Annotated in this window: 20 protein-coding genes; 15 read left to right on the top strand and 5 right to left on the bottom strand. The window is 68.4% G+C overall.

All coding sequences use genetic code 11. From position 1 onward, the window contains the following. Positions 1–44: 44 nt before the first annotated feature. The 6 genes from GOPIP_RS29045 to GOPIP_RS10190 all read left to right on the top strand — a co-directional run bounded on the left by GOPIP_RS29045 (position 45) and on the right by GOPIP_RS10190 (position 7,484). Entirely contained in the window at positions 45–608 is a 564-nt protein-coding gene (locus GOPIP_RS29045; RefSeq protein ID WP_168436298.1) for a hypothetical protein, read from the top strand. Positions 609–909: 301 nt separating this feature from the next. Next, positions 910–2,526: an FAD/NAD(P)-binding protein gene (locus tag GOPIP_RS10210; RefSeq protein ID WP_035727685.1), complete on the top strand. Its 1,617-nt coding sequence runs from the start codon at positions 910–912 to the stop codon at positions 2,524–2,526. 1 nt (position 2,527) lies between these two features. Next, positions 2,528–2,968, top strand: coding sequence for a hypothetical protein (locus tag GOPIP_RS10205; protein ID WP_006369580.1), 441 nt, complete (start codon positions 2,528–2,530; stop codon positions 2,966–2,968). Continuing rightward, positions 2,965–4,452 carry an FHA domain-containing protein gene (locus tag GOPIP_RS10200; protein ID WP_006369579.1) on the top strand — a complete coding sequence of 496 codons (1,488 nt, stop codon included), beginning with the start codon at positions 2,965–2,967 and terminating at the stop codon, positions 4,450–4,452. The genes GOPIP_RS10205 and GOPIP_RS10200 overlap by 4 nt, the downstream gene beginning before the upstream one ends. A 34-nt stretch (positions 4,453–4,486) precedes the next feature. Beyond that, positions 4,487–6,652 (top strand): cation:proton antiporter, encoded by a 2,166-nt coding sequence (locus tag GOPIP_RS10195; RefSeq protein ID WP_006369578.1) that lies wholly within the window; start codon positions 4,487–4,489, stop codon positions 6,650–6,652. Between the two features lies 1 nt (position 6,653). Beyond that, positions 6,654–7,484: a protein kinase domain-containing protein gene (locus GOPIP_RS10190; RefSeq protein WP_006369577.1), complete on the top strand. Its 831-nt coding sequence runs from the start codon at positions 6,654–6,656 to the stop codon at positions 7,482–7,484. Positions 7,485–7,527: 43 nt separating this feature from the next. Here the strand turns inward: GOPIP_RS10190 and GOPIP_RS10185 are convergent, their stop codons facing one another. Together GOPIP_RS10185 and GOPIP_RS10180 are read right to left on the bottom strand one after the other, a co-directional pair. Further along, positions 7,528–9,303: a serine/threonine-protein kinase gene (locus GOPIP_RS10185; RefSeq protein ID WP_006369576.1), complete on the bottom strand. Its 1,776-nt coding sequence runs from the start codon at positions 9,301–9,303 to the stop codon at positions 7,528–7,530. A 69-nt stretch (positions 9,304–9,372) separates the two neighbouring features. Beyond that, positions 9,373–9,726, bottom strand: a complete 354-nt coding sequence (locus GOPIP_RS10180) for a hypothetical protein (protein ID WP_006369575.1) — start codon at positions 9,724–9,726, stop codon at positions 9,373–9,375. 178 nt (positions 9,727–9,904) lie between these two features. On the opposite strand from GOPIP_RS10180, the gene GOPIP_RS10175 reads away from it, so the two are divergent. The 7 genes from GOPIP_RS10175 (at position 9,905) to GOPIP_RS10145 (ending at position 17,038) form a co-directional block, all read left to right on the top strand. Next, positions 9,905–10,771: a universal stress protein gene (locus tag GOPIP_RS10175; protein WP_006369574.1), complete on the top strand. Its 867-nt coding sequence runs from the start codon at positions 9,905–9,907 to the stop codon at positions 10,769–10,771. 64 nt (positions 10,772–10,835) lie between these two features. Continuing rightward, complete coding sequence (gene soxR / locus GOPIP_RS10170) at positions 10,836–11,282, top strand: redox-sensitive transcriptional activator SoxR (RefSeq protein WP_006369573.1); 447 nt, start codon at positions 10,836–10,838, stop codon at positions 11,280–11,282. A 43-nt stretch (positions 11,283–11,325) separates the two neighbouring features. Continuing rightward, positions 11,326–12,366 carry a patatin-like phospholipase family protein gene (locus GOPIP_RS10165; RefSeq protein WP_035727656.1) on the top strand — a complete coding sequence of 347 codons (1,041 nt, stop codon included), beginning with the start codon at positions 11,326–11,328 and terminating at the stop codon, positions 12,364–12,366. Positions 12,367–12,376: 10 nt separating this feature from the next. Next, positions 12,377–13,600, top strand: a complete 1,224-nt coding sequence (locus GOPIP_RS10160; protein ID WP_006369571.1) for an MFS transporter — start codon at positions 12,377–12,379, stop codon at positions 13,598–13,600. An 11-nt stretch (positions 13,601–13,611) separates the two neighbouring features. Further along, entirely contained in the window at positions 13,612–14,877 is a 1,266-nt protein-coding gene (locus GOPIP_RS10155) for an arginine deiminase (RefSeq protein ID WP_006369570.1), read from the top strand. Positions 14,878–14,883: 6 nt separating this feature from the next. Further along, entirely contained in the window at positions 14,884–15,279 is a 396-nt protein-coding gene (locus GOPIP_RS10150) for a GntR family transcriptional regulator (protein WP_006369569.1), read from the top strand. A gap of 73 nt (positions 15,280–15,352) precedes the next feature. Beyond that, the gene (locus GOPIP_RS10145) at positions 15,353–17,038 is read left to right on the top strand and encodes a BCCT family transporter (protein WP_014359265.1); all 1,686 of its coding nucleotides are present in this window, start codon (positions 15,353–15,355) and stop codon (positions 17,036–17,038) included. Positions 17,039–17,147: 109 nt separating this feature from the next. Here the strand turns inward: GOPIP_RS10145 and GOPIP_RS10140 are convergent, their stop codons facing one another. Then, positions 17,148–18,692, bottom strand: coding sequence for a dolichyl-phosphate-mannose--protein mannosyltransferase (locus GOPIP_RS10140; protein WP_231387059.1), 1,545 nt, complete (start codon positions 18,690–18,692; stop codon positions 17,148–17,150). Between the two features lie 109 nt (positions 18,693–18,801). Between GOPIP_RS10140 and rsmI the strand changes: the two genes are divergently transcribed. Next, a complete protein-coding gene (gene rsmI / locus GOPIP_RS10135; RefSeq protein WP_006369566.1) occupies positions 18,802–19,653 on the top strand; it encodes a 16S rRNA (cytidine(1402)-2'-O)-methyltransferase in 852 nt (283 codons plus the stop codon). Between the two features lie 16 nt (positions 19,654–19,669). Here rsmI and GOPIP_RS10130 read toward each other — a convergent pair whose 3' ends face one another. Together GOPIP_RS10130 and metG are read right to left on the bottom strand one after the other, a co-directional pair. Next, entirely contained in the window at positions 19,670–20,869 is a 1,200-nt protein-coding gene (locus tag GOPIP_RS10130) for an aminodeoxychorismate synthase component I (RefSeq protein WP_035727654.1), read from the bottom strand. A gap of 10 nt (positions 20,870–20,879) precedes the next feature. After that, positions 20,880–22,484 (bottom strand): methionine--tRNA ligase, encoded by a 1,605-nt coding sequence (metG, locus tag GOPIP_RS10125; RefSeq protein WP_006369564.1) that lies wholly within the window; start codon positions 22,482–22,484, stop codon positions 20,880–20,882. A 292-nt stretch (positions 22,485–22,776) separates the two neighbouring features. Between metG and GOPIP_RS10120 the strand changes: the two genes are divergently transcribed. Further along, complete coding sequence (locus tag GOPIP_RS10120; RefSeq protein ID WP_020172054.1) at positions 22,777–23,892, top strand: alpha/beta hydrolase; 1,116 nt, start codon at positions 22,777–22,779, stop codon at positions 23,890–23,892. Positions 23,893–23,914 lie beyond the last annotated feature (22 nt).

Here is a 23,914-nt window from a genome sequence, read left to right as displayed (position 1 = left end):
TAACTCCGCTGCCACCGGCGGTCACGGGTTAAAGTGGCTGCGTCATGCAGTCGAACCCACCGGAGGACACCATGCTCCCGCGTCCCGCGCGACCGGCCCGAACGTTGCGAGGCCACGCCGTTCGGGTCCTGCTGGTGACCGCGGCGTTGCTGGTGGCGGTCCTCGCGACGGGCGCGCCGGCGTCCGCGGAACCCCCGGGCGGCGCGCCGTCGGCGCCGGTGGTCGACGATCCCGGCAGCGTGACCCCGTCGCCTTCCGACACGCCCTCGGAGACCACGACGGTGCCGACCACCTCCGAGCCGCCCGTGTCCTCGACGCCGCCGTCCGAGCCGTCGTCGGCACCGCCGTCCATCCCGAGCCGGACACCGTCGACGACGGTCGCACCGACCACGGTGCAAGAGGTCCCGCAACAGACCATTCCGCTGCCGAGTAGCACTGCACCGTCGTCGTCGGCGCCGGCGACGGTCACCCAGAACGTCATCCCGGTGGCGCAGAAGAAGTCGACGAACGCGCGGACCGCGCTCATCGCCGTCTCGGTGATCGCGATCGTCGGTGCCGCCGCGATCCTGGCCTATCTCCTGGTCGGCCGAATGCGGAGCCGGCGATGACAGCGCGGAGTCGACGATGACGGTGCAGGGCCCCGGTTCTCACGGACCCCGGCCGGGAGGGCCACCCCATCAGCCCGGCGTGCGTCCGCCGGTGCCGCCGGCGAACCCGACACGCCACGTTCCCGCACCGGGTGCGCCCGGCCCGGTGGGGCCGCCGCCGGGTGTCGCACCGCGCCCCGGGCCGCCGGGCCGCCATCCGGGTGCGCCGCAGCCCGGCCGGTACCAGCCCGGCCCGGCTGGTCCCGCGTATCCCCGTCCGCCGCAACCCCGCCGGCCGCAACCCGCTCCGCCCGGCCCGCCGCTGCCGGGTCCCGAATCGCGGGGTTTCGACGACGCCGAACGCCGAACACGTTCGGGCCGAGGCGATCTCACGCCGGAGCTCATCGAGACCGACGTATGGACCGACGCCATGGTCGAGCAGGCCGGTATCCCGGTCGTCGACGTGCCGTTCGTGACCGTGGGGTCGGGGATCGGGTCGTTCGTCACCGTCGATTACCTGCGGATCTGCGGTGTGCCACTGGACCGGATCGTCGTGCTCGGCCCGCAGGATGTGCCGTGGCACTCCTACGAATACCTCACGCGGGTCTCGCAGATCCCGCGTGGTGAGCGGCTGCGATCGGATTCGGCGTCCACGCCGGACAACATCTGGGGCTTCCCGTCCTACGCTGTCCGCGAGGCGTGGGCGACCAAATCGATCAAGCCGCTCTGGAGTGTCGCCGTCGAACCGATCTTCGCCAACTACTACACGCCCAAGGCGGGCCACGCCTTCGAGTCGATGGAGAAGGAATGCCACCGCATCGGGTATCTGCAGTGCCTGCGACAGGGCCAGGTGCGGATGATCCGACGCCGTGCCGGCGGCGGGTACTTCACGATCCTCACGCCACCGAGCGGGCCCGAGGCGGGTGTGGGGGCCCCGACAAAGCGAATCGCGTTCCGTAGCCAGTGGGTGCACGTGGCGATCGGCTATCCCGGCATCAAATTGCTGCCCGACCTGCAGGCGTTCCGGGAGACCTATCGGGATGCAAGCAAGGTGGTCAATGCCTATGAGCCGCACGAGCACATCTATCAGGCGTTGCAGCGGCGGCCGGCAACGGTGATGATCCGTGGCGCGGGCATCGTCGCCTCGCGGGTGTTGCAGCGGCTGATCGACGACCGCGACGCACTCGGTCTGCAGACGCAGATCGTGCACCTGTTCCGCACCTACGTCGACAAGTCGCACGGGCCGCATATCTTCATGCGGCGCAAGGGAAAAGACGGCTGGGCCTATCAGGGCTTCAACTATCCGAAGTCGGTGTGGGGTGGCCAGCTCAAGGCGCGGATGCGCAAACTCGAGGGGCACGAACGCGCCGAGGCGTACAAACAGATGGGCGGCACCAACACACCGGTGCGCGACTCCTGGCAGGAACAGCTCAAGCGCGGCCGTCGCGAGGGCTGGTACCGGGTGGCGGTCGGCAAGGCGGAGTCACTGGTGCCCGCCGCCGGAGGACAAGGCGTGGTGGCGACGGTTCGCGTCGACCCACACGCCTCGATCACACAGGAGGCCCGACCCGACGGGACCTTCGAGCTGTACGCCGACTACGTGATCGATTGCACGGGACTCGAAGCCGATGTGCGCGAACATCGGTTGCTCGCCGACCTGCTCGATCACACCGGCGCGGGTATCAATCCGGTCGGCCGGATGGACGTGGACCGCAACTTCGAGCTGATCGGTACTCGCAACGGCAACGGCCGGATCTACGCGTCCGGGTCGGCCACTCTCGGTGGCTATTTCCCCGGCGTCGACACCTTCCTCGGTTTGCAGATCGCCGCGCTGGAGATCGTCGACGACCTGGCGAAGCAGGGCTTCTGCAAACGGTTGTCGCCCTGGCGCTCGACGGCACAGTGGTGGCGCTGGGCGCGCGGGAAGGGCGTGGACTGACATGTTGCCGACCCTGTGGGGAAGAATTCAGACGCGAATCCTGGTGCTGGGCATCGTCGGTGGGATCTGGACGCTGATCATCGGTCCGTTTCTGCCCGACGGCGCCGCGCTCGGCGACACCTATGCGGTGGCGTTCCTCGTGCTCGCGGTGGTCGTCGTACTCGGCGTCGCGTGGGAGTTCGTGTATCACCTTCTGCAACAATTCCGTTGGGAAAAGGACTGGCCGACGTTGTTCGGGTTGCTCACCGGGATCAACGAGGGCGTCGTCGCCTGGTTCGTCGTGCAGTACGTGCCGATCTTCCCGGGCGATCTCGGCCCGCCCCCGGCCGGTGCGTATGCGCTGCAGTTCGTGACGACCTGGCTGGTCGTGTGGGTGGTCCTCAACGGGCCGTTGCGGGTGATCTTCCCGCACTGGAGATTTCAGGGAGGGCGGTTCGTGTGAGCGCTCCTGTGCCAAGCCCGGGTGTGACACCGCTGGTGACGTTGGTGCCCGGCCCGGGGATCGTCATCCGCAAGACCGCGTTCCTGTGTGTGCTCGGGGACAATGCTCGTGCACTGCTGCCCGACATCCTTGCGATCGAGGACGCGGTGGCCACCGCCGACCGGATGCCGCGCCGCGGTCGCCACGTGGTGCGGGCGGTGGCACAACTCGCGGCGACCGCCGATCTCGATCAGGTCGCCGACATCGGTTTCGCCGCACCCGACAGCGTGGGGATCGCGATCTATCTGAGCGGCACGGTCTTCGGTGAGGCCGATGGTCGTCGCCTGCGCGCCGACGGGTCCGAGCCGTTCGACCGGGCGATCCCCTGGCCGTATGAGGGTCTCGGGCTGTACCTCGCCGATGCCGTTCCCGCCGAGCCCGGTGAGGAAACCTACGATCTCGTCGAGGGTTTCGTCCCGGCCGCCGGCGCCCTGCTGCACACCCCACTGGGTATGCGCGGTACCGAGGTCCTCGATCTCGGCTCGGCGGCCCCCGAGCCGCGCGCCGCGACACCGCCGCGCCCGGCACCCCAGCCCCCCGCACCCCAGGACTCCGCACCGGAACCCGAAGCACCGCAACGGGTTCCCGCCCAAGCCGACTCCGCCCATCCTGGTCCGGATCGGCCCGAGCCGGCCCGGCCCGAGGCCGCACAGCCGGTGTCGATCGCCAAGGCCCCGGAGCCGCCCCGGGAGTTCCAGTCGTCCTCGCTGGCCCCGGACGACGCCGACGAACCGCCACGCCCCGGGCTCGCCCGCGCCGACCGCCCCGCACCCGCGGCCCCGCAGCGTGAATCGGGACAGCGTGATCCGCTGCCGCACCGCGACCAGTCGCCACCACCGGCGCCGGTGCCGAATCACGACTTCCGGGTCGACTCCTTGCAGGACGCTGTGCCCGAACAACGCGAACCGTTGCCGGTGCAGGAAAAACAGAAACCCGCCACCGAAGTCGTCAAGCTCGTCGAGTCACGCGCTCACGTCCACGGAATCCGCTGTAGTCGTGGACATCTGAACCATCCGCGGTCCTGGCTGTGCGGGGTGTGCGGGATTCGGATGGATCAGCTGACCGGCATTCTCGTCGAAGGGGAGCGCCCGCCACTGGGATGGCTGTTGCTCGACAACGGCTCCACCTACCTGCTCGACGAGGACCTGGTGATCGGACGTGAGCCGGGAGCGCCGACCCGTCCGGGCCGAGGCGCGCCGAAACCCATCCGGGTGCAGGACGAGTCGGGTCAGCTCTCCCGCAGGCACATCGAGATCCGGTTGGTCGAGTGGGATGTGCACCTGATCGACCTCGGCTCGGCGAACGGCACCTACGTCAGCGACCCCGCGATGGGCAACCGGGAGATCCGGCTGACGCCTCGGCAACCCCACCTGCTGACGCCCGGATCGCACGTGCGAATCGGGGGACGGCACTTCATCTTCGAGTCCCCGCACGCCCGGGCGTGATCCGGGTAGCGAGAATCGTGACGGGATCGGACTGATGGACGCACACACGGTGGCCTTCCTGCTGATCGACGTGGCGGTGGTGATCGCCGCCGCGCGGATCGGCGGACGTATCGCGCAGGCCTTCCGGCAGCCCGCGGTCGTCGGTGAGATCGCGGCCGGAATCGCGTTGGGCCCCAGCCTGCTCGGGCTGTTGCCCGGAAACCCGACCGAGGCGTTGTTCCCCACCGAGGTGCAACCGCTGCTCGGCGCGCTCGCCCAGATCGGGCTCGTGCTGTTCATGTTCATCGTCGGACTCGAACTCGACATGCGTTTGGTCGCCGGACGTGAACGGGCCGCCGCGACCATCTCGGTGTGCTCGATCGTGGTGCCGTTCGCGCTCGGTGTCGGTCTCGCGGTGGTGCTCTACCCGACCAACAAGGTGGTGGGCGGCAAGGAGATCGGCCTGACCGGGATGGCCCTGTTCCTCGGCATCGCGATGTCGATCACGGCGTTTCCGGTACTGGCCCGCATCCTCACCGATCGGGGTATGCAGCGCACCCCGCCGGGTGTGTTCAGTCTGGCTGCCGCGGCCGTCGACGACATCATCGCCTGGACCGCATTGGCTTTCGTCATCGCGGTCATCTCCGGTGGCAGCCCGCTCGCGGTCGCGCGCATCGTCGGTCTGACGGCGGCCTACGTGGCGGTGATGTTCCTGATCGTGCGGCCGTTGCTGCGCAAGCTCGTCACCTGGCGTGACCGGGCCGGTCGCATGACGCCCGACATCCTCGCGGTCATCCTGATCGGGTTGTTCTGCTCGGCCGCGGCGACCGACATCATCGGCATCCATCAGATCTTCGGTGCCTTCGTGTTCGGCGCGATCATGCCCAAGGTGGGCGGTGAAGCGCTCACCCGCGAGATCCTCGAACGACTCGAGCAGGTCAGCGTCCTGCTGTTGCTCCCGATGTTCTTCGTCGTCACCGGACTCGGCGTGAACCTCGCCGGTATGGGACCCAACGCCTGGTGGCAACTGCTCGCGGTCCTCGCGGTCGCGATCGTCGGCAAGTTCGCCGGGGCCTTCACCGGCGCGCGACTCTCGCGAATACCGTCACGCCAGGCGTCGGCGATCGCGGTGCTGATGAACACCCGTGGACTCACCGAACTGGTGATCCTCAGTGCCGGAAAGCAACTCGGGGTCCTCTCCGACGAGCTGTTCGCGATGATGGTGGTCATGGCCCTGGTCACCACGATCCTCGCCGAGCCGCTGCTGCGGGTGATCTACCCGGACTCGGTCATCGCCCGGGACATCGCGGCCGCCGAGCGGCGGGCCCTGGCCGCGGGCACGGCGTCGCGCACCATGATCGTCCTCGGCGACCTCGATGCCGAGGTCGGCGAACTCCTCACCCGACACCGCCGACTGCTCGCCGCCGGGGTGGGCACCGACGTGGTGATCGCCGGCGTGTTGCCCGCCGTCGGGCCCACACAGCGTCTGGAACTCGGGGCGCCGTTGGTACCCGACCTCTCGGCGATGGCGTCGGCGGTGGAGAAGCTGACCGCGGTGGGCAACCGGCTCGAGGGTGTGTGTTCGGTGTCGGTGTTGTGCCGCTTCAGTTCCGACCCCGGTGCGGATCTGGAGGAGATGGCCGCCAACTGCGCCGCCGACGTCGTCGTCATCGACACGAGCCGGCGCGACATGGCCGCCGAGGTGACGAGTGCACCGGTGCTCGTCGTCGACGAGTCACCGGCCCCCGGTGCAGTGCCGGGGACCGCGCCGCTGGTCTGCGCCGCCACCGACAGCAGGTCCGGGCGCACCGCCGTGCTGTTGGCCGCTGCGCTGTGCCAACCGGTCGGCGGCACGTTGACGGTGATCGCCGCCTCGTCGCGCCGGCGTCTGTCCGCCGACCTGGCGCCGGTTTCCGACCTCGGGGTGCGCGTGACGGTGACCGGTGACGCCGACCTGCTGGTGATCCCTGGCACGCTCGTTCTCGTCGCCGACGACGCCACGACACCGGGTGCCGGACCCGCCACCCTCACGGTGGCCCCGGCCTACACCGTCATCGATCACACCGGCACGAGCGAGCAGTCGATCGCCGAGCGCATCGGAATCCGGTTCGCCGGACGTGGCCCGGGAACCGCCGTGGCCGCACCGCCACCCCCGCAATCACCAGAATCCCCGTCCCCACAATCGCCGCCACCATCCACCGCACCCCCGGAGAGGCACTGACATGGCAGAAGTCGATGTCCCACAACAGCTCGCGGATTTCACCGTGCTGCGCCGACTCGGTGAGGGCGGTAACGGCACCTTCTATCTCGCGGTGCCACCACAACGACTCGGGCTCGCCACCGACCGCGTGGTGCTCAAGGTGTTCAGTGGGGTGTGCAGCGACGACGCGTACCGGCGCGGGGTGCGGGAGCTACGCGCGTTCGCCGCGGTGCGCTCGCCCTATCTCGCGTCGCTCTACGACGCGGTGCTGCAGGGCCAGTTCATGTACGCGATGGAGTTCTTCCCGCTCGGTTCGCTGCAGGCGCCCGCGGAGGCGCTGACCCGGGAGGTGGCGCTCGCCGCACTCGCCGACGCCGCCCGTGGTGTCGACGCATTGCACGAGGCCGGGATCGCACACGCCAACATCACCCCGTCGAGTGTGATGCTCACCGGGGGAGAGGGCCCGAAGGTGCACGGTGGCAAGATCTCCGACCTCGGCCTGGCCCGGGTGCTCGCCGCCGACGAACCGATCACCAGCTTCGCCCAGCCCGGCGCCGTGCAATACATGGATCCTGCGCTGCTCGCCGGTGATGTACCGTCCCGGGCCACCGACATCTGGTCACTCGGCGCAGTGCTGCATCGCGCGCTGACCGGTAAGGGCGTCTACGGTGAGGTCCCCGACGCCCAGCCGTTGCTGGCGATCCGCGCGGCCCTGTCGACCCCGCCCGCGCTGTCGGAGAACCTCGAACGCGCCGAACGTGCCCTGATCGCCAATTGCCTTGCGCTGTCCGGGGAGCGGCCCGCGACCGCGGGCGAGGTGGCCGAACGGATCGACCGGCTCAGGCACGCCTGACCGGCGGCGGGCCGGCGATGCCCACCCGGACGGGCCGAGCGCCCTACGAGCCGAAAGGTGCGTTGCGCCACCACTCGTCGAGTACCTGCTCGCCGGTGTGCCCGGCCCAGGTGGCCACCACCGTGTAGGGCGCGCGGGCGGAATCGTTGAAATTGGTGATCACCCACCCGTTGGCGACGGTGGTGCGCGACACCCGAACCGACCCCTGCGCCCACGTGCGGGGCGTGCCCGGCTGGGAACCGACGAGGTCATCGACGATGGCGCGGTCGTCTGCGGTCGGGGTGTGCCACACCGTGTACTGCACCCCCGAGGATGCGGTGCAGCTGATCGCGTCGAGTCCGTTGCCGGTGGCCGCCGAGCACGTCGCGCCGCCGAAGCCCTGCGCCTTGGGTCCGGCGGGCAGCAACTGCGGGAACTGTTCGGCGATGGATGCGCTTGCCGCCGACCACGTTCCGGTATCGGGGCGATCGACGTAGGCCAGTGCACCGGCGATCACGCCGATCAGCGCGAGAACCGTCGCCAGCGACACCAGGAGCGTCGTCTTGCGACGTTCGTCGCGTCCGGTGGGTGGCGGCGTAACCGGCCGTCGGCCTCGGGTCTGGACCACCTGGGTTGCGCTGTCCGGGTTTCCGGCGGGGGAGAACACACGACCCGACATTCCACCGGTCCGGGGGTCGGAGCGCCTCGCATCGGAGAAACGTGGATCGGAGAACCGTGGATCGGAGGACACCGACGTCGGCGCCCGCCGGGAACCGGTGTGCGCGCCGGAATTCGACGTCTGCCCGGTGATCAGGGCGGTGTGCATCCCCGACGACAGCGGCGAGTTCGGTGACGGCGCCACCCCGACGGCGGTGGCGGCGGCATAGCAGAACTCCGCGCACGTGCGGTACCGTTCGTCGGGTTCCTTGGCCAGTGCGATCGAGAGGACCGTGTCGAGTTCCGGCGGCAGCGTCGGTACCCGGTCTCGGACCGATGGCGGCGTGTCGTGAAGGTGTGCGCTCATCGCGGCGAGTCGATTGTCACGGGGGAACGGCGGTGCGCCGGTGAGTAATTCGACAAAGGTGCAGGCGAGCGCGTAGATGTCGGCGCGCCCGTCGAGCTCGTAGCCGTGCAACTGCTCCGGGGACGCGTAGGGCACCGAGGCGACGGTCAGCCCGGTGTCGGTGAGGTGTATGGCGTCATCGACGGCGCGAGCGATACCGAAGTCGGTCAACATGATCGCGCCGGTGGTGCCGTCGTCGTCGGACTCGATGAGGATGTTCGCCGGTTTGACGTCACGATGCACCATCCCGCGCCGGTGCGCGTGATCCAGCGCGATCCCGATCTCGGAGATGATGTGCACGGCGAAGGCCGGGTCGATGCCCGTCGGGCGGCTACGGATCAGCGATGCGGCGTCGTAGCCGCGGACATAGCGCATCGCGATCCACAGCTGGCCGTTCTCGACGCCACGGTCGTAGACCGAGACGATGTTGCGGTGCTCGAGGCTGCCGGCGAGGTCGGCTTCGCGTTCGAAGCGGGCACGAAAGCTCGGATCACTGGAGAACGAGGGATTGAGCAGCTTGAGGACGTCCAGACGTGGCAGGCGCGGATGCGCCGCCACGTACACGGTGCCCATTCCGCCGTGACCCAGCACCCGATCGATGCGGTAGCCGGCGAAGACGGTTCCGGGGCTGAGTTGGCCGTAGTGTGCCGGTGCCTGCGGCTGTGTGGGGGCAGGCTCGGACGGCGTCTGCTGTTCGGGCGGTGTGGTCGGGCCCTCACCCTCCGGCGCAACCTCACCCTGCGTCACGTTCTCGCTCCCGTTGCGCTCCTGGCCCATTGCGGTACGAGTGTAGCCGGTGCACCTGCGCCGATCCGGCGGTGTGTGGGCCGATCAGGTGTGGACCGATCAGCCGACCAGTGCGGGAGCCGTGCTGAACAGGAAGACCACGAAGGTGGCGAGCAGAAACCACGCCGCACCCTGCCACACCTGCCAGCGCCCACCCGCGCGCCAGACGGTGTAGGTCCGCCACAGCCCGCCGAGGGCGCCGACGCCGACGACGATCGGCGCGGCAACCACCAGGGCGGTGCGCAATCCGTCCGAGGACGCCAATGCGACGAGCAGCGTCGCCAGGCCGAGACCGATGACCACGATTCCGTAGGTGACGGCGGCGCGCAGAGTCGACGGCTCCTCTGGGCCCGGTCCCGGGGGAGAACCGGGCGGGCGGGAATCGGGTGGTGGGGGTGTTTCGTCGGGGGTCATCGACCTTCCGGACATCGGATCGCGGGGGATGTGAATCGGTCATCTCCGACCCTACGCTCCGGGCCGAAACCCGCAATGGTCAGGACTTTCTTCTCATTACCGGTGAGTTCGGACGTGGCAGGATGAACAGTGGAAGGTATGTCCACAGATGTTCGCCACAAAGGGAGATGACAAGACAATGAGCGCAATCCTCGTCGGCGTCGACGGGTCGGAAGCGTCGACCGATGCAGTCAAGTGGGCCGCGGCCGCCGCTCACCTCGAAGGGCATGAGCTCAAGCTGGTCGGCGTCTACGACGCGAGCACGAGCGACTACGCGCCCGGCCTGATCATTCCGCAAGACGTCATCGACGCGATCCGTCAGGACGCCACCGACGCCGTGCACGCCGCCGCGGACGTGGCGAAGGCCATCGCTCCGGACCTGACGATCCACGCTTCGATCGTCGACGGCGACGCCGCACGCGTGCTGCTCGAACTCGGCAAGGACGAGGCCGCGATCGTGCTCGGTACCCGTGGGCTCGGCAGCATCAAGGGACTGTTCCTGGGATCGGTGAGCACCACCGTGGCCTCCCACTCGCGTGGGCGCGTGGTGGTGGTGTGCGGGCCGTCGGAGCCGAGTGCACCGGTCGTCGTCGGCATCGACGACACGCCCGTCAGCGACAGCGCCATCAAGGAGGCCTTCCGCCAGGCGTCGTTGCGCACCACCAAGCTCATCGCGGTGCACACCTGGACCCCGCTCGACGCCGACGCCCTGCACGGCTACGGCATCGACCCCGACGAGGTCGAGCGGATGTCGCAGGACGCCGTCGCCGCCCTCGCCGAGCGTCTGGCCGGATACAGCCAGGAGTTCCCCGACGTCGAGGTGGTGCGCGAGGTGCTGCCGGAAGAACCGGGCAAGGCCGTGTTGTCGGCGGCCGAGAAGTACAACGCCGGTCTCGTCGTCGTCGGCAGCCGTGGCCGTGGCGGCTTCAAGGGTCTGCTCCTCGGTTCGACCAGCCAGAAGATCCTGCACCAGGCGCATCTGCCGGTGATGGTCGTCCGCAGCTGAACCGAGCAATCTCCGGCACGGGTTGCGGTGGCGATCGCCGCCCGGTGGGGCATCATCGGTTCCCATGGGCCTGAAGAAGATCGAGCTCTCCGTCGGGGAACTCGCCTTGCGAGCCGGGATCGCCACGTCCGCGGTGCGGTACTACGAGGAGCAAGGTCTCATCTTCTCCCGCCGCACCGCGGGCAACCAGCGTCGCTATCACCGCGCGATGCTGCGCCGGGTGGCCTTCATCAAGGCCTCCCAGACCGCCGGGATCCCGCTCGCGGTGATCGCCGAGGTACTCGGCGAACTCGGTGACGCCGAATCACCGTCGACGGCCATGTGGGAAGCGGCGTCGAAACGCTGGATCGACGACCTCGATCACCGCATCGCACTGCTGGAGAAGATGCGCGACATGATCGGCTCCTGCGTCGGGTGCGGATGTCTGTCGTTGAGTGCGTGTCACCTGCTCAATCCCGGGGACGAACTGCACCGGCAGGGTCCCGGGCCGCGTCGGTTGCTGGAGGAATGAGACCACTCCCCGGCGGATGCATGAGGCGCCCTAAGCTGGACCCATGGCCGGAGGTTCACGGGTGGCCCTCGCCCTGGGCAGTGGAGGTGCGCGCGGGTACGCCCATATCGGGGTGATCGCCGAACTCGAGGCCCGCGGCTTCTCCCTCGTCAGCATCGCCGGCTCGTCGATGGGCGCCCTCGTCGGCGGATTGCATTGTGCCGGTGGACTCGCCGAGTACGTCGAGTGGATCAGCGGCCTCAACCAACTCGACGTCATGCGACTGCTCGATGTGTCGCTGACCAAACCGGGCGGGGTCATCGGCGCCGAACGCATCGTCGCGCGCGTGCAGGACATCCTCGGCGACGTAGCGATCGAGGACCTGCCCATCCCGTTCACCGCCGTGGCCACCGACCTCGGTGCCGGCCGGTCGGTGTGGTTTCAGCGCGGGCGACTCGTCGACGCGATCCGCGCGTCGATCGCGATCCCCGGAGTCATCGCACCCCACCTGCTCGACGGTCGGCTGCTCGCCGACGGCGGCATCCTCGACCCGCTGCCGGTGGCGCCGACCTCCGCGGTCGCCAGCGACGTCACCATCGGCGTGGTCCTCGACGGAGAGGGTGGCTCCGCGGCGCGCGCGGCCCGGGAGACCAAGGCCAAGGGCGTCATCCGACGCAACGTCGACCCCATCCTGTCGAGCGAATTCGTGCGCTCGGTCCGCGACCGCATCGGTCTCGACCCGCACGCCGACGCCCCGGATTCCGCCGACACCGTCCCCTCCGGGACCGAGGACATCGGGTCGGCGGGCGAGGACCCGGGCGGTGAACCCAAGACCGGTGAACCCAAGACCGGAGAGCCCAAGACGGGTGAGCCCAAGACCGGGGAGCCCAAGACCATGGGCCGCATCGAGGTGCTCAGCCGGTCCCTCGACATCATGTCGATCGCCCTGACCCGACATCAGATCGCCGGGTATCCGCCCGACATCCTCATCGAGATCCCGCGGAAGTCGGTGCGCACGCTGGACTTTCACAAGGCCTCGGAGATGATCGAACTCGGCCGATCGAAGACCGCCGAGGCCCTCGACCGGCTTCCCGAACTCCCATGAGCGACCGCGGATGAAACAGATCCCCCGCGGAATCTGGGTGTTGCTGAGCGCCAATGTGGTCATCGCGCTCGGCTTCGGCCTGATCGCCCCGGCGCTACCGAGTTTCGCGCGTAGCTTCGACGTCGGCTACACCGCGGTGTCGGCGGTGGTGTCGGCGTTCGCGGTGATGCGTCTGCTGTTCGCCCCGACCACCGGACGGCTGGTCACACTGCTCGGCGAACGCCGAATCTATTTGTCCGGCCTGCTGATCGTCGCCGCGAGTACCTTCGCGTGCGCCTTCGCCCAGAGTTACGTGCAATTGCTGATCTTCCGGGGGCTCGGCGGTATCGGATCGACGATGTTCACCGTGTCGGCGATGGCGCTTCTGATCCGGTTGTCGCCCAACGACATCCGCGGCCGCGTGGCCGGGTTCTTCTCCGCGGGTTTCTTGATCGGCAACATCACCGGTCCGCTGGTGGGTGCGGCACTGGTCGGGTTCGGGTTGCGGATGCCGTTCGTCGTGTACGCAGTCGCGTTGGTGATCGCGTCGCTGGTGGTGGCCACCCAGCTCCGCGACAGTGGTGCCCCGCCCACCGAGACCGGCGCCGCCCACGGGGTGATGACGCTGCGGACGGCGCTGCGCGACAGCGCCTATCGGGCGATCCTGGCTTCCAACTTCACCCAGGGCTGGGCGTCGATGGGTGTTCGGGTGGCGGTGGTGCCGCTGTTCATCACCGATGGTCTGGGTCAGGAGCCCGCGATGGCCGGTGTGGTGCTCGCGGTGTACGCCGTCGGCAATGTCGCCGCGATCCTGGCGGCCGGCCGCTTCTCCGACCGCTACGGTCGCCGCAAGGTGATGCTGCCCGGGCTGCTCATCATGGCGGTCTCGACCGCGGTGCTCGGCTTCTCACCGAATATTTGGGTGGCCTTGGGGCTCTCGGTGCTCGCCGGCGTCGGCTCCGGGTTGTTCGCGCCGACCCATCAGGCCGCGCTGGCCGACGTGCTCGGTGCCCGTAAACAGGGTGGATCGGCGCTGGCCGCCTACGGCATGTCGTCGGATCTCGGTGCCATCGGCGGGCCGGTGATCGTCGGATACGTCGCCGACAGAGTCGGATTCGGGCCGGCCTTCGTCTTCACCGCCGCCGTCGCGGCGTTCGCCTTCGTGATGTGGCTCTTCGCCCGGGAAACCGCCCCGGAGGTGCTCGGCGCACCGGCCAAGCTCACCGACCCGGAGACACCGGCCACTCCCGACTAACGTATGAGGGCATGGCGAGGACCCCCGAATCCCCCGCGCCCCCCGACGCCTCTGTCGCGGCCGGCCCGTCCGTCCTGGGATGCACGACCGAGGTGGGCCGACTGCGTGCGGTGATCATGCATCGCCCCGGCCCGGAGCTGGCGCGGCTGACCACCGCGAACGACGCCGACTACCTCTTCGCCCGGGTTCCCGACCTCACACGCGCCCACGACGAGCACGACGCCTTCGCCGGCGCGCTGCGCGACCGAGCCATCGAGGTGCTGTTACTCGGCGATCTGCTCACCGAGGCGATCGAACACAGTGGGGCCGCACGCATCCAGGGCATCTCGGCGGCCGTCGGGGTGCGCAGGCTCGGCCCGCACCTCGTCGACGAGCTCAGCCGCCATCTGCGCGCGCTGCCGGCCGCCGATCTCGCCCGCGTCCTCACCGGCGGGATCACCTTCGGCGAACTGCCCGACATCAACGTATCGACGTCGTCGTCGCTGGTGCGGCAGATGCATCGCGACGACGAGTTCGCGATCGAACCGCTGCCCAATCTGCTCTACAGCCGCGACAGCTCGTTCTGGGTGGGTTCGCGGTTCGCGATCTCGTCGCTGGCGCGTCGGGCGCGGGCCCGCGAGGCGTCGCTCGTCGACCTGATCTACGCTCACCACCCGCGGTTCCTGGGGGCGCGTCGCGCCTACGAGTCCCGGGTGGCACCGGTCGAGGGCGGCGACGTCCTGCTGCTCGCCCCGGGTGTCGTGGCGGTCGGGGTGGGGGAGCGCACCACCCCGGCCGGCGCGGAGGCACTGGCCCAGAGCCTGTTCGCCGATGCGCTCGCCCACACCGTCCTCGCGATCCCGATCGAGCGGACCGGGGTGTTCATGCACCTGGGAACGATGTGCACCATGGTCGACGCCGAGAAGTTCCTGGTGCGCCCGGTGATGGCAGAAGGCATGTCCGCCTTTGCCGTTCGCGACGGCGGCACTGGCGGAGTGAGCGTGTCGCAGGCGCGTCCGTTCGCCGACGCCGCGGCCGAGGCGATGGGCCGGGACCGCATCACGCTGATCGAACCCGACCTCGCCACCGGGGTGGCCGATCCCGGTCAGTGGAACGACAGCAGCAACACCCTCGCCGTCGAGCCCGGCGTCGTCGTGTCCTACCGCCACAACTCCGACACCAACCGACGGCTGCGGGAGTCGGGCATCGAGGTCATCGAGATCGACGGTTCCGAACTCGACGCGGGGCGTGGTGGCCCGCGCTGCATGGCCTGCCCGCTCGCACGTGACGAGATCTGAGGCCCCGTGACCACCGACCCCAACGTGCCCATCCACCTCGCCGGGCTGCTGCGCATCGATCCCACCGCCGCGCGCCCGCCCTACGAACAGATCCGGTTGGGCGTGATCGAGCTCATCGGGTCGGGAAAGATCTTGGTGGGGGCGCGGATTCCGACGGTCCGGGCACTGGCATCGGATCTGCGCCTCGCGCCCAACACCGTTGCCCGCAGCTACCGCGAACTCGAGGCGGGCGGCATCATCGAGACCCGCGGACGTCACGGATCGTTCATCAAGGCCGGCCCCGACGCCCGGCTCGCGGCCGCCCAGAACACCACCGTCGAGCATGTGAAAAGCCTGCGTGAGCTGGGGTTCGACGACGCGGCGATCCTCGACATGCTGCGGCGCGCTCTCGGCTGGAGTTGAAGTTCGCCAAGATTGTTGCTTGTGTGAATTGGTGCAAAAAGCCCAAAAACCCGCAACCGGAACGCGAGTCTCGTTGGATCCGACGGTGTTCGGGGTCACTGCCGCGATCGTCATCGGTTTCGTCGCCTGGGGGCTGATCGGCCCCGACAGCCTCAACACGGTCAGCGACACCGTCCTCGGATGGATCACCACCAATCTCGGCTGGCTGTTCGTGTTGGCGGCCACCGGATTCGTGATCTTCGCGGTCTATCTCGCGGTCAGCAAGTACGGTCGCATCCCGCTCGGAGCCGACGACGAGAAGCCCGAATACCGCACGGTCAGCTGGATCGCGATGATGTTCAGCGCCGGCATGGGCATCGGCCTGATGTTCTTCGGCTCGTATGAGCCGCTGTTCCACTTCGTCGACGCGCCACCGGAGATGACCGCCGCCGACGTGCGCACCGCCATGGCAACGACCATGTTCCACTGGGGTTTTCACCCGTGGGCGATGTACGCGGTGGTCGGGCTGGCGATCGCCTACGGCACCTACCGATGTGGGCGTACCCAGTTGATCAGCTCGGTGTTCGCCCCGCTGCTGGGGTCGCGGACCAACGGTCCGATCGGCAAGATCATCGACATCCTCGCGATCTTCGCGACCCTGTTCGGGACCGTCGCCTCGCTGGGACTCGGTGCGCTGCAGATCGGTTCGGGGATCAGCAAGGTCGGCTGGCTCGACAATCCGGGCACCATGCTGTTGGTGGCGATCGTCGCGATCCTCACCGCGTGCTTCGTGGCGTCGGCGGTGTCGGGGATCGCCAAGGGCATCCAGTGGCTGTCCAACATCAACATGGTGTTGGCGCTGATCCTCGCGGTCTTCGTCTTCGTGGTCGGCCCCACCGTCTTCATCCTCGATCTGCTGCCGACCACCCTCGGCGCCTATCTCAACGATCTGCCGTTCTTCTCGGCGCGCTCGGGCGCCACCGTCGACGCCGACGGTCAGCAGTGGCTGGCCGACTGGACGATCTTCTACTGGGCGTGGTGGGTGTCGTGGACCCCGTTCGTCGGGATGTTCCTGGCCAAGATCTCCAAGGGCCGGACGATCCGCGAATTCGTCATCGGCGTCATGGTGGTGCCGGTGGTGGTGTCGTTGCTGTGGTTCTGCATTTTCGGCGGCACCGCGATCCGGGAGAACATGGACGGCGTGCTGCCGTTCGACCCGGCCACCGCCGCCAGCGAGGACACCCTGTTCGATGTGCTGGCCAACCTGCCGTGGACGGGTATCGCCTCAGCGCTGGTGATGATCCTCGTCGCGATCTTCTTCGTGTCCGGCGCCGACTCGGCGTCACTGGTGATGGGTACGCTCTCCGAGCGCGGCACCCACGAGCCACGCCGGGTGACGACCGTGTTCTGGGGTGTGCTGACCGGTGCCGTCGCCGCGTTGCTGCTCGCGATGGGCGGCGACGACCCCGACCACGAAGCCCTCAACGGCATCAAGCAGATGGCGATCATCGCCGCGCTGCCGTTCGTCCTGGTGATGATCGGCATGTGCGTCTCGCTGTACATGGATCTGCGGCGTGACCCGCTGATCGTGTCGCGTCAGATCCTCGCCGGACAGGTCGACGACCACATCCGCAAACAGGCCGAGGTGATCAGCACCGGTGAGATGCCGGTCGCCGGTACCACGCCGATCGTGGCGAGCCCGGACGGGCAGGTTCCGGACGGTCGCGTTTCGGACGGGCAGGTTTCGGACGGGGCGGGCGCGACACCGCGCACCGAGTAGCCCGGCAACAACCGTCGAGTGGGCGCCCTGTCGCATCGATCGGGCGCCCATTCGCGTCGACCGTGCGCTGTATCCCGTCGACCGTGCGCTTGATCGCGTCGATCGGGTATCAGCCCCAGCTGGGCAACCAGATCTCCTGCCGCCACATCGTCGGCGAGATGGGGGAGGCGGTCAGGATCGGCCACAGCCAGACGAAGTTGGCGACGACGAGCCCCACATAGAGGGCGACGACGATGACCGCGAGCGCCTGTCTCTCCGGTCTGGTGCCCGGCACGGCGCGTCGCGATCCGCGCAGGATGTCCCCGCAGGCCAATGCCAATCCCATCACCAGGAACGGCGCGAGCACGGTCGCGTAGAAGAAGTACATCTGACGGTCGAGTTCGATGAACCACGGCAGGTAGCCGGCGGCGTAGGCGGTGACGACCGCGGCGTAGCGCCAGTCGCGTCGCACGAACCACGACCACATGCCCCAGAGCAGCATCGGCACCGACAACCACCACATCGCCGGTGAGCCGATGAGCATCTGCGCGCGGACACATTCGCCGCCGCCGCATTGGTCGGGTCCGTTCTCCAGGGCATAGAGCATGGGCCGCAGGCTCATCGGCCACGTCCACGGCTTGGATTCCCATGGGTGGTGGTTGCCCGCCGAGTTGGTGAGGTGCTCGTGGAAGCTCAGTACACCGGCCTCGTAGTACCAGAGTGAGCGCCACGCGCCGGGCAACCACGACCATGTGCCACCGGTGCCGATGGTGTTGCCGACCTGATAGCGGTACACCGACGTCTCACTGGAGAACCACGGGATGAACGTCGCCAGGTAGATGGCGATCGGCATCACGGCAAGGCTCATGCCCGCCGGGAAGACGTCGCGACGCAACGTGCCCAGCCAGGGGCGCTGCACGTGATAGGCCTTGCGGGCGGCGACGTCGAAGCCCACCGAGAGCAGCCCGAAGAAGATGATGTAGTAGATCCCCGACCATTTGGTACCGCAGGTCAGCCCGAGCATGACGCCCGCGGTGAAGCGATACCAGCGAAAGCCCAGGCGCGGCCCGAACACCGAATCGTGGATGCGGCCTTCCAGATACACCTTGTGCATGCGTGCCCGCACCTGGTCGCGGTCGGCGATCAGCGCGGTGAAGGTCGCCACGACGAACAGTGCCTGGAAGATGTCGAGCATGCCCAGCCGTGACTGGACGACGAGCACGCCGTCGCAGATCGCGAAGATCCCGGCGATCGCGCCGATCAGGGTGGATCGGGTCATGCGTCGTACGACGAGGTAGATCATCACCACGATCGCGATGCCCGACAGCGCCGAGATCACCCGCCACCCGAGCGGGGTGTAACCGAACATGGCCTCGCCGGCGGCGAGTAGCCATTTGCCGACCGGTGGATGCACGACCAGCCCGTAGGCCGGGTTGTCCTCGATCCAATTGCCGCCGGTGAGGACCTGCCAGCCCTGCGGGACGTAGTGCTTCTCGTCGAAGATCGGGGTGCCGTCGTCGGTCGGCGTGTTCAGCGACCAGAAGCGTGTGATCGTCGCGAGCAACGTGATGACCAGGCCGACGATCAGTCCGCGAACGCGATCGGGAGCGCCGAACAGAGGGTTCGGGATCTCCGGGCCGGGCCGTGGCGCGGTCGGGTGCGCCGACGCCGTGATCTCGGCGCTGAGGTGTCGGTCGCGCTGGGCGACGTCGCCGGCGGTGAGGGTCACTCGTCCGATCGTAATGGTCGCCGGACGGCGACCGGCCAGGCCGTAGGCTTGCGGGATGACTTCGCCGTCGCCGACGGGTGCCCTGGTGCTCGCGGCCACCCCGATGGGCCGATACGACGACGCGTCACCTCGCCTGGTCGAGGCCCTGCGCACCGCCGACATCGTCGCCGCCGAGGACACCCGCCGCGCCCGCGCCCTGGCCGCCGGGCTGGAGGTGACCATCGCCGGTGAACTCATCAGCTACTACGACCAGGTCGAGGCCGCCCGCACACCGCGCCTCGTGGAGGCCATCGCCGCCGGCGCCACGGTGCTGCTGATCACCGACGCCGGCATGCCGTCGGTCAGCGACCCCGGCTATCGCATCGTCGTGGCCTGCGCCGACGCCGGACTGCGGGTGACCGCACTGCCCGGGCCGTCGGCGGTCACCACCGCGCTGGCGGTGTCGGGGATGCCGTCGGAACGGTTCTGCTTCGAGGGGTTCGCACCCCGCAAGTCCGGGGCGCGCCGCGACTGGCTGGGCGTGCTGCGCGACGAGTCACGCAGCGCTGTGTTCTTCGAATCGCCGCACCGACTCGCCGACTGTCTCGCCGACGCCGTCGAGGTCCTCGGCCCGGAGCGTCGGGCGGCGGTGTGCCGTGAGCTGACCAAGACCTACGAGGAAGTGCGGCGCGGAACGCTCGCCGAACTGGCCGCGTGGGCCGCCGACGGGGTCAGAGGGGAGATCACCGTGGTGCTCGCCGGTGCCGTTGCCGGCGAACCCGACCTCGACGAACTCGTCACCCGTGCAACGGCACTCGCCGACGACGGAATGCGTTTGAAAGACGCGTGCGCGCAGGTCGTCAAGGGCACCAACGCCTCTCGACGCGATGTGTACGAGGCGGTGCTGGCGGCACGATCGGTGGACTGACCGGCGACTCGTGGCGTCAGGCCTGTGCGGAGATGATGCTGGCCGCCTTGTCCAGGCACTCCTGCCATTCACGTTCGGGATCGGAGTCGATGGTGATGCCGCCGCCGACGCCGAGCTCCAGCCCGCCGCCGGGGGATATCTCGACGGTGCGGATGGCGACGTTGAGATCCAGGAGCGCGTCGGGTCCGGCGAAACCGACTGCGCCGCAATACACTCCGCGCGGCGACGATTCCCATTCCGCGAGCAGCTCGCGCGCACGTAGTTTCGGGGTGCCGGTGACCGAGGCCGGTGGCCAGGTGGCGTCGAGGAGTCGGGAATTGCCGACGTCGGGCGCCACGATCGCCTCCACCCGCGACACCAGGTGCCACACACCGGGTGCCGGGACGACGGTGAGGAGGTCGGCGACTCGCACCGATCCGGTGACCGCGACGCGCCCGAGGTCGTTGCGGACGAGGTCGACGATCATGATGTTCTCGGCGATGTCCTTCGTCGACGCCGACAACAGGCTCGGGTCGGCGTCGGCGGCGATGGTGCCCTTGATCGGCGACGACGAGACGATGTTGCCGGTCCGGCGCAGGAACGTCTCCGGCGAGAAACTCGCGACCGCACCCCACTCACCTTGCAGGAAGGCCGATTTGGCCGGACGGGTCGCGCCGGTGAGGTCGAGATAGAACTCCAAGGCCGACCCCTCGAGGTGGCCGGTGAAGCGGGTGCACACGCACGCCTGGTAGATGTCGCCGGCGCGGATCGCCTCCAGACACTTCTCGATGGCCTCGACGTGGTGCGCGTGATCCGGTGGCGTCCATCGTGCCGACCACCGCGACCCCGAACACATCAACTCCGAACGCGGCGGGTTTCCGCCGACCCGACCCAGCGCGGCGTCGTCCATCGCCCGGGTCACCCAGCCGGGCTGCGGTGAGCCATCCACCGACACGTGTCGCCACTGCCCGTCGCGCAGTACCAGTAGACGCTCGGTGAGTCCGCCCGCACACGACGGCAGCGTGGCCGCGGGTGCGTGTGAACCACCGAAACCGCAGTAGCCCAACCAGAATCGGTCGGTGCGGTCGGGTGGGCCCGACCCGGCGCGAATCTCGATCGACGGCGCGATCACCGCGTCGGCATCCCACCAGTCGCCGATGAGTGCCGCCGGACCGGGCACGCCCTCTTTCGCCGCGTGCCGCAACGACCGCAGAACGTCGAGCGCGGTGGCCGTCATGCCGGAACGATCACGCCTCGTAACGAGGGAAAACCGGTGCGGGCTTGGGTAGTTCGGTTCCCGGCACCAGTCGCTGCGCGACGGCCGCGAAGTCGCGGTGGTCGCCGACGCGCAGCAGATCGAGCAGTGTGCCGCAGGCCGTCGGCATGACCGGCTGGGCCAACAGGGACACCACACGCACAACCTCGGCGCACACGTAGAGCACGGTGCCGGTGCGCGCCAGATCGGTCTTGGCCAGTTTCCACGGTTCCTGTGCGGAGATGTAGCGGTTGGTCTCGGCCAGCGTCGTCCACAGCGTCTCGAGACCGAGATGAATCGCCTGGGCGTCGAAGTGCTCACGCATCTTCGGTAGCAATTCGTCTGTGGCCGTGAGCAATCGCCGATCGTCCTCGGTGAACTCGGCCGGAGCCGGCACCGCGCCGTCGAAGTACTTGCCGATCATCGACAGGGTGCGCTGGGCGAGGTTGCCGAACTCGTTGGCCAGGTCGGCGTTGATCCGCGAGACGATCGCCTCCGCCGAGTACGACCCGTCCTGCCCATAGGACACCTCGCGCAGAAAGAAGTACCGCACCGGATCGAGACCGAACTCGTCGATGAGGTTGTCCGGGTCGACGACGTTGCCGACGGACTTGCTCATCTTCTCGCCGCGGTTGAACAAGAAGCCGTGGGCGAACACACGTTTGGGCAGCGGCAGGCCTGCGCTCATCAGGAACGCCGGCCAGTACACGCAGTGGAAGCGGATGATGTCCTTGCCGATGATGTGCAGATCGGCCGGCCAATACCGTTCGTAGGTGGCCTCGTCGTCGGGAAAACCCGCGCCCGTCAGATAGTTGGTCAGCGCGTCGACCCACACGTACATGACGTGATCGGGATGCCCGGGCACCGGCACACCCCAGTCAAAGGTGGTGCGCGACACCGACAGATCGGTCAGCCCACCCTTGACGAAGCTCACCACCTCATTGCGCCGCACGTCGGGCCCGACGAACTCCGGGTGGCTCTCGTAGAGATCGAGCAACTTGTCCTGATACGCCGACAGCCGGAAGAAGAAGCTCTGCTCCTCGGTCCAGGTCAGGACGTGACGGGTGTCGGTGGCCACGCGCTGCCCGGCGTCGTCGACCTCGGTGTCGCCCTCGGCGTAGAACATCTCGTCGCGCACGTCGTACCAGCCGGAGTACGTGTCGAGGTAGATGTCGCCGGCGTCGACCATGCGCTGCCAGATCGCCGCCGATGCCCGTTTGTGATCCTCGTCGGAGGTCCGGATGAAACGGTGATAACTCGAACCGAGACGATCCTGCAGCTCCTGAAACCGGTCGGAGTTGCGGTTGGCGAGCTCTGCGGTCGGGATGCCCTCCTTCTCCGCGGTCTGCTGCATCTTCTGCCCGTGCACATCGGTGCCGGTGAGGAAGCGCACGTCGAAGCCGTCGAGCCGCTTGAACCGGGCCAACGCGTCGGCGGAGATGTACTCGTAGGCGTGCCCGATGTGCGGTGCGCCGTTGGGGTAGGCGATCGCGGTGGTGAGGTAGTACGGGCGGCCCGCTCCGTGCGAGGCGGTCGCGTCCGTGGTCGGGGCGTCCGGCGAAGTTGGGGCGTCGGTGCTGGTCAGGTCACTGGGCATAGTGATGACAGGATACGGGGTCGCTCCCGGCCGCAGCCCACCCCGTCACGCTCTGGTCAGCGCGAACGTCGGCGAATCCCGCGGCTCCCGGTCGCCGCTGAGCGGTGTACGAATACAGCTTCCACCGCAGCGGGGTACCGACCCCGATTTTCGGCTGTTTTCACCCTATTCCGTGGAAGTTGTATTCGTACTCCGGCTCAGGCTCCGGGCTCCGGGACGTGGGCGTGCCGCCAAGGCCCCGCCGGTCGCGGATGACCGGGCCGATCCGGACATCACCCGATACCCTGGCCCCATGGTGATGGCTGATCGTCCCGGGGTCGCAACCGCATCGGCGCCGGTGACGGCGTTGACCATGGTCGGCTTGGCCGACAGCATGCTCAACGGCCTGGCCCGCGTGCCGTTCCGCCGGTTCTGGCAGGGGCCGGGCGGACTACTCGACAACGTGGGGCAGTCGGTCACGCGTCAGGCCGTGCGCTCGTTCATGGGCTACATCGTCGGCCTGCCCATCGAGGAATTCCGGTCGATGGAGAAGGTGCTCGACGAACTGTGCCGGACGGTCATCCCACCGTTCATCCACCTCACCGACGACGTCGAGGTCACCGACGACGAGATCAACGGGGTACCCGGGCTGTGGGTGCGATCACGGGCGAGTTCGGATGCCTTCGTCGACGACGACGCGCAGAAGAAGACCATCGACGGCACCATCCTCTACCTGCACGGCGGCGGATACATCGGGACCACCCCGATGATGTACTCGGCCTTCGCCGCATCTCTGTGCAGCGGCACCGGATGCGAGGTCTTCATCGCCGACTACCGGATGGCACCGGAGTTCCCGTTCCCCGCCGGGGTGCACGACGCCGCCGATGTCTACCGCGGACTGCTCGAGCGTGGCGTCGACGCCGATCACCTCGTCATCGCCGGTGATTCGGGCGGCGGCGGGTTGGCGACCTCGCTGGTCACCTACCTGTCGGAGATCGGGGCGCCGCGCCCGGCGGCTCTGGCGCTGTTCTCCCCGGAGGTCGATCTCGATCTCGACCACCCGTCGATCACCGACAACGCCAAGACCGACATCCTGCCCTGGAACGTGCCCGTCACGCCCTATCTGCATGGCGTCTCACCCGATGACACGCGCGTGTCGATGACGAAAGCCGAACCGGACGCGCGGTGGTTCCCGCCGACCTTCGTGACGTGGGGTGCCGACGAGATGTTCCGTGATCCCATCCGCGAATTCGTGGAGACCCTGCGCGCCGCCGACATCGAGGTCATGTCGCTGGAAGAACGCGGCATGTTCCACGTCTTCCCGATCCTGATGCCGTGGGCGGAGAGTTCGCACGAGGTGTACCGCGAACTCGACGAGTTCGTCGACCGCCACGTCACCCCCGACCCGGCCGCCGTACCCACCCACTGACGAGCGCACCAGCCGACCGACA

It is taken from the genome of Gordonia polyisoprenivorans NBRC 16320 = JCM 10675, from assembly GCF_000241325.1.
GTDB lineage: Bacteria > Actinomycetota > Actinomycetes > Mycobacteriales > Mycobacteriaceae > Gordonia > Gordonia polyisoprenivorans.
Note: the sequence above shows the minus strand (reverse complement) of the source record. Positions and strands in the feature narration are given on the sequence as shown.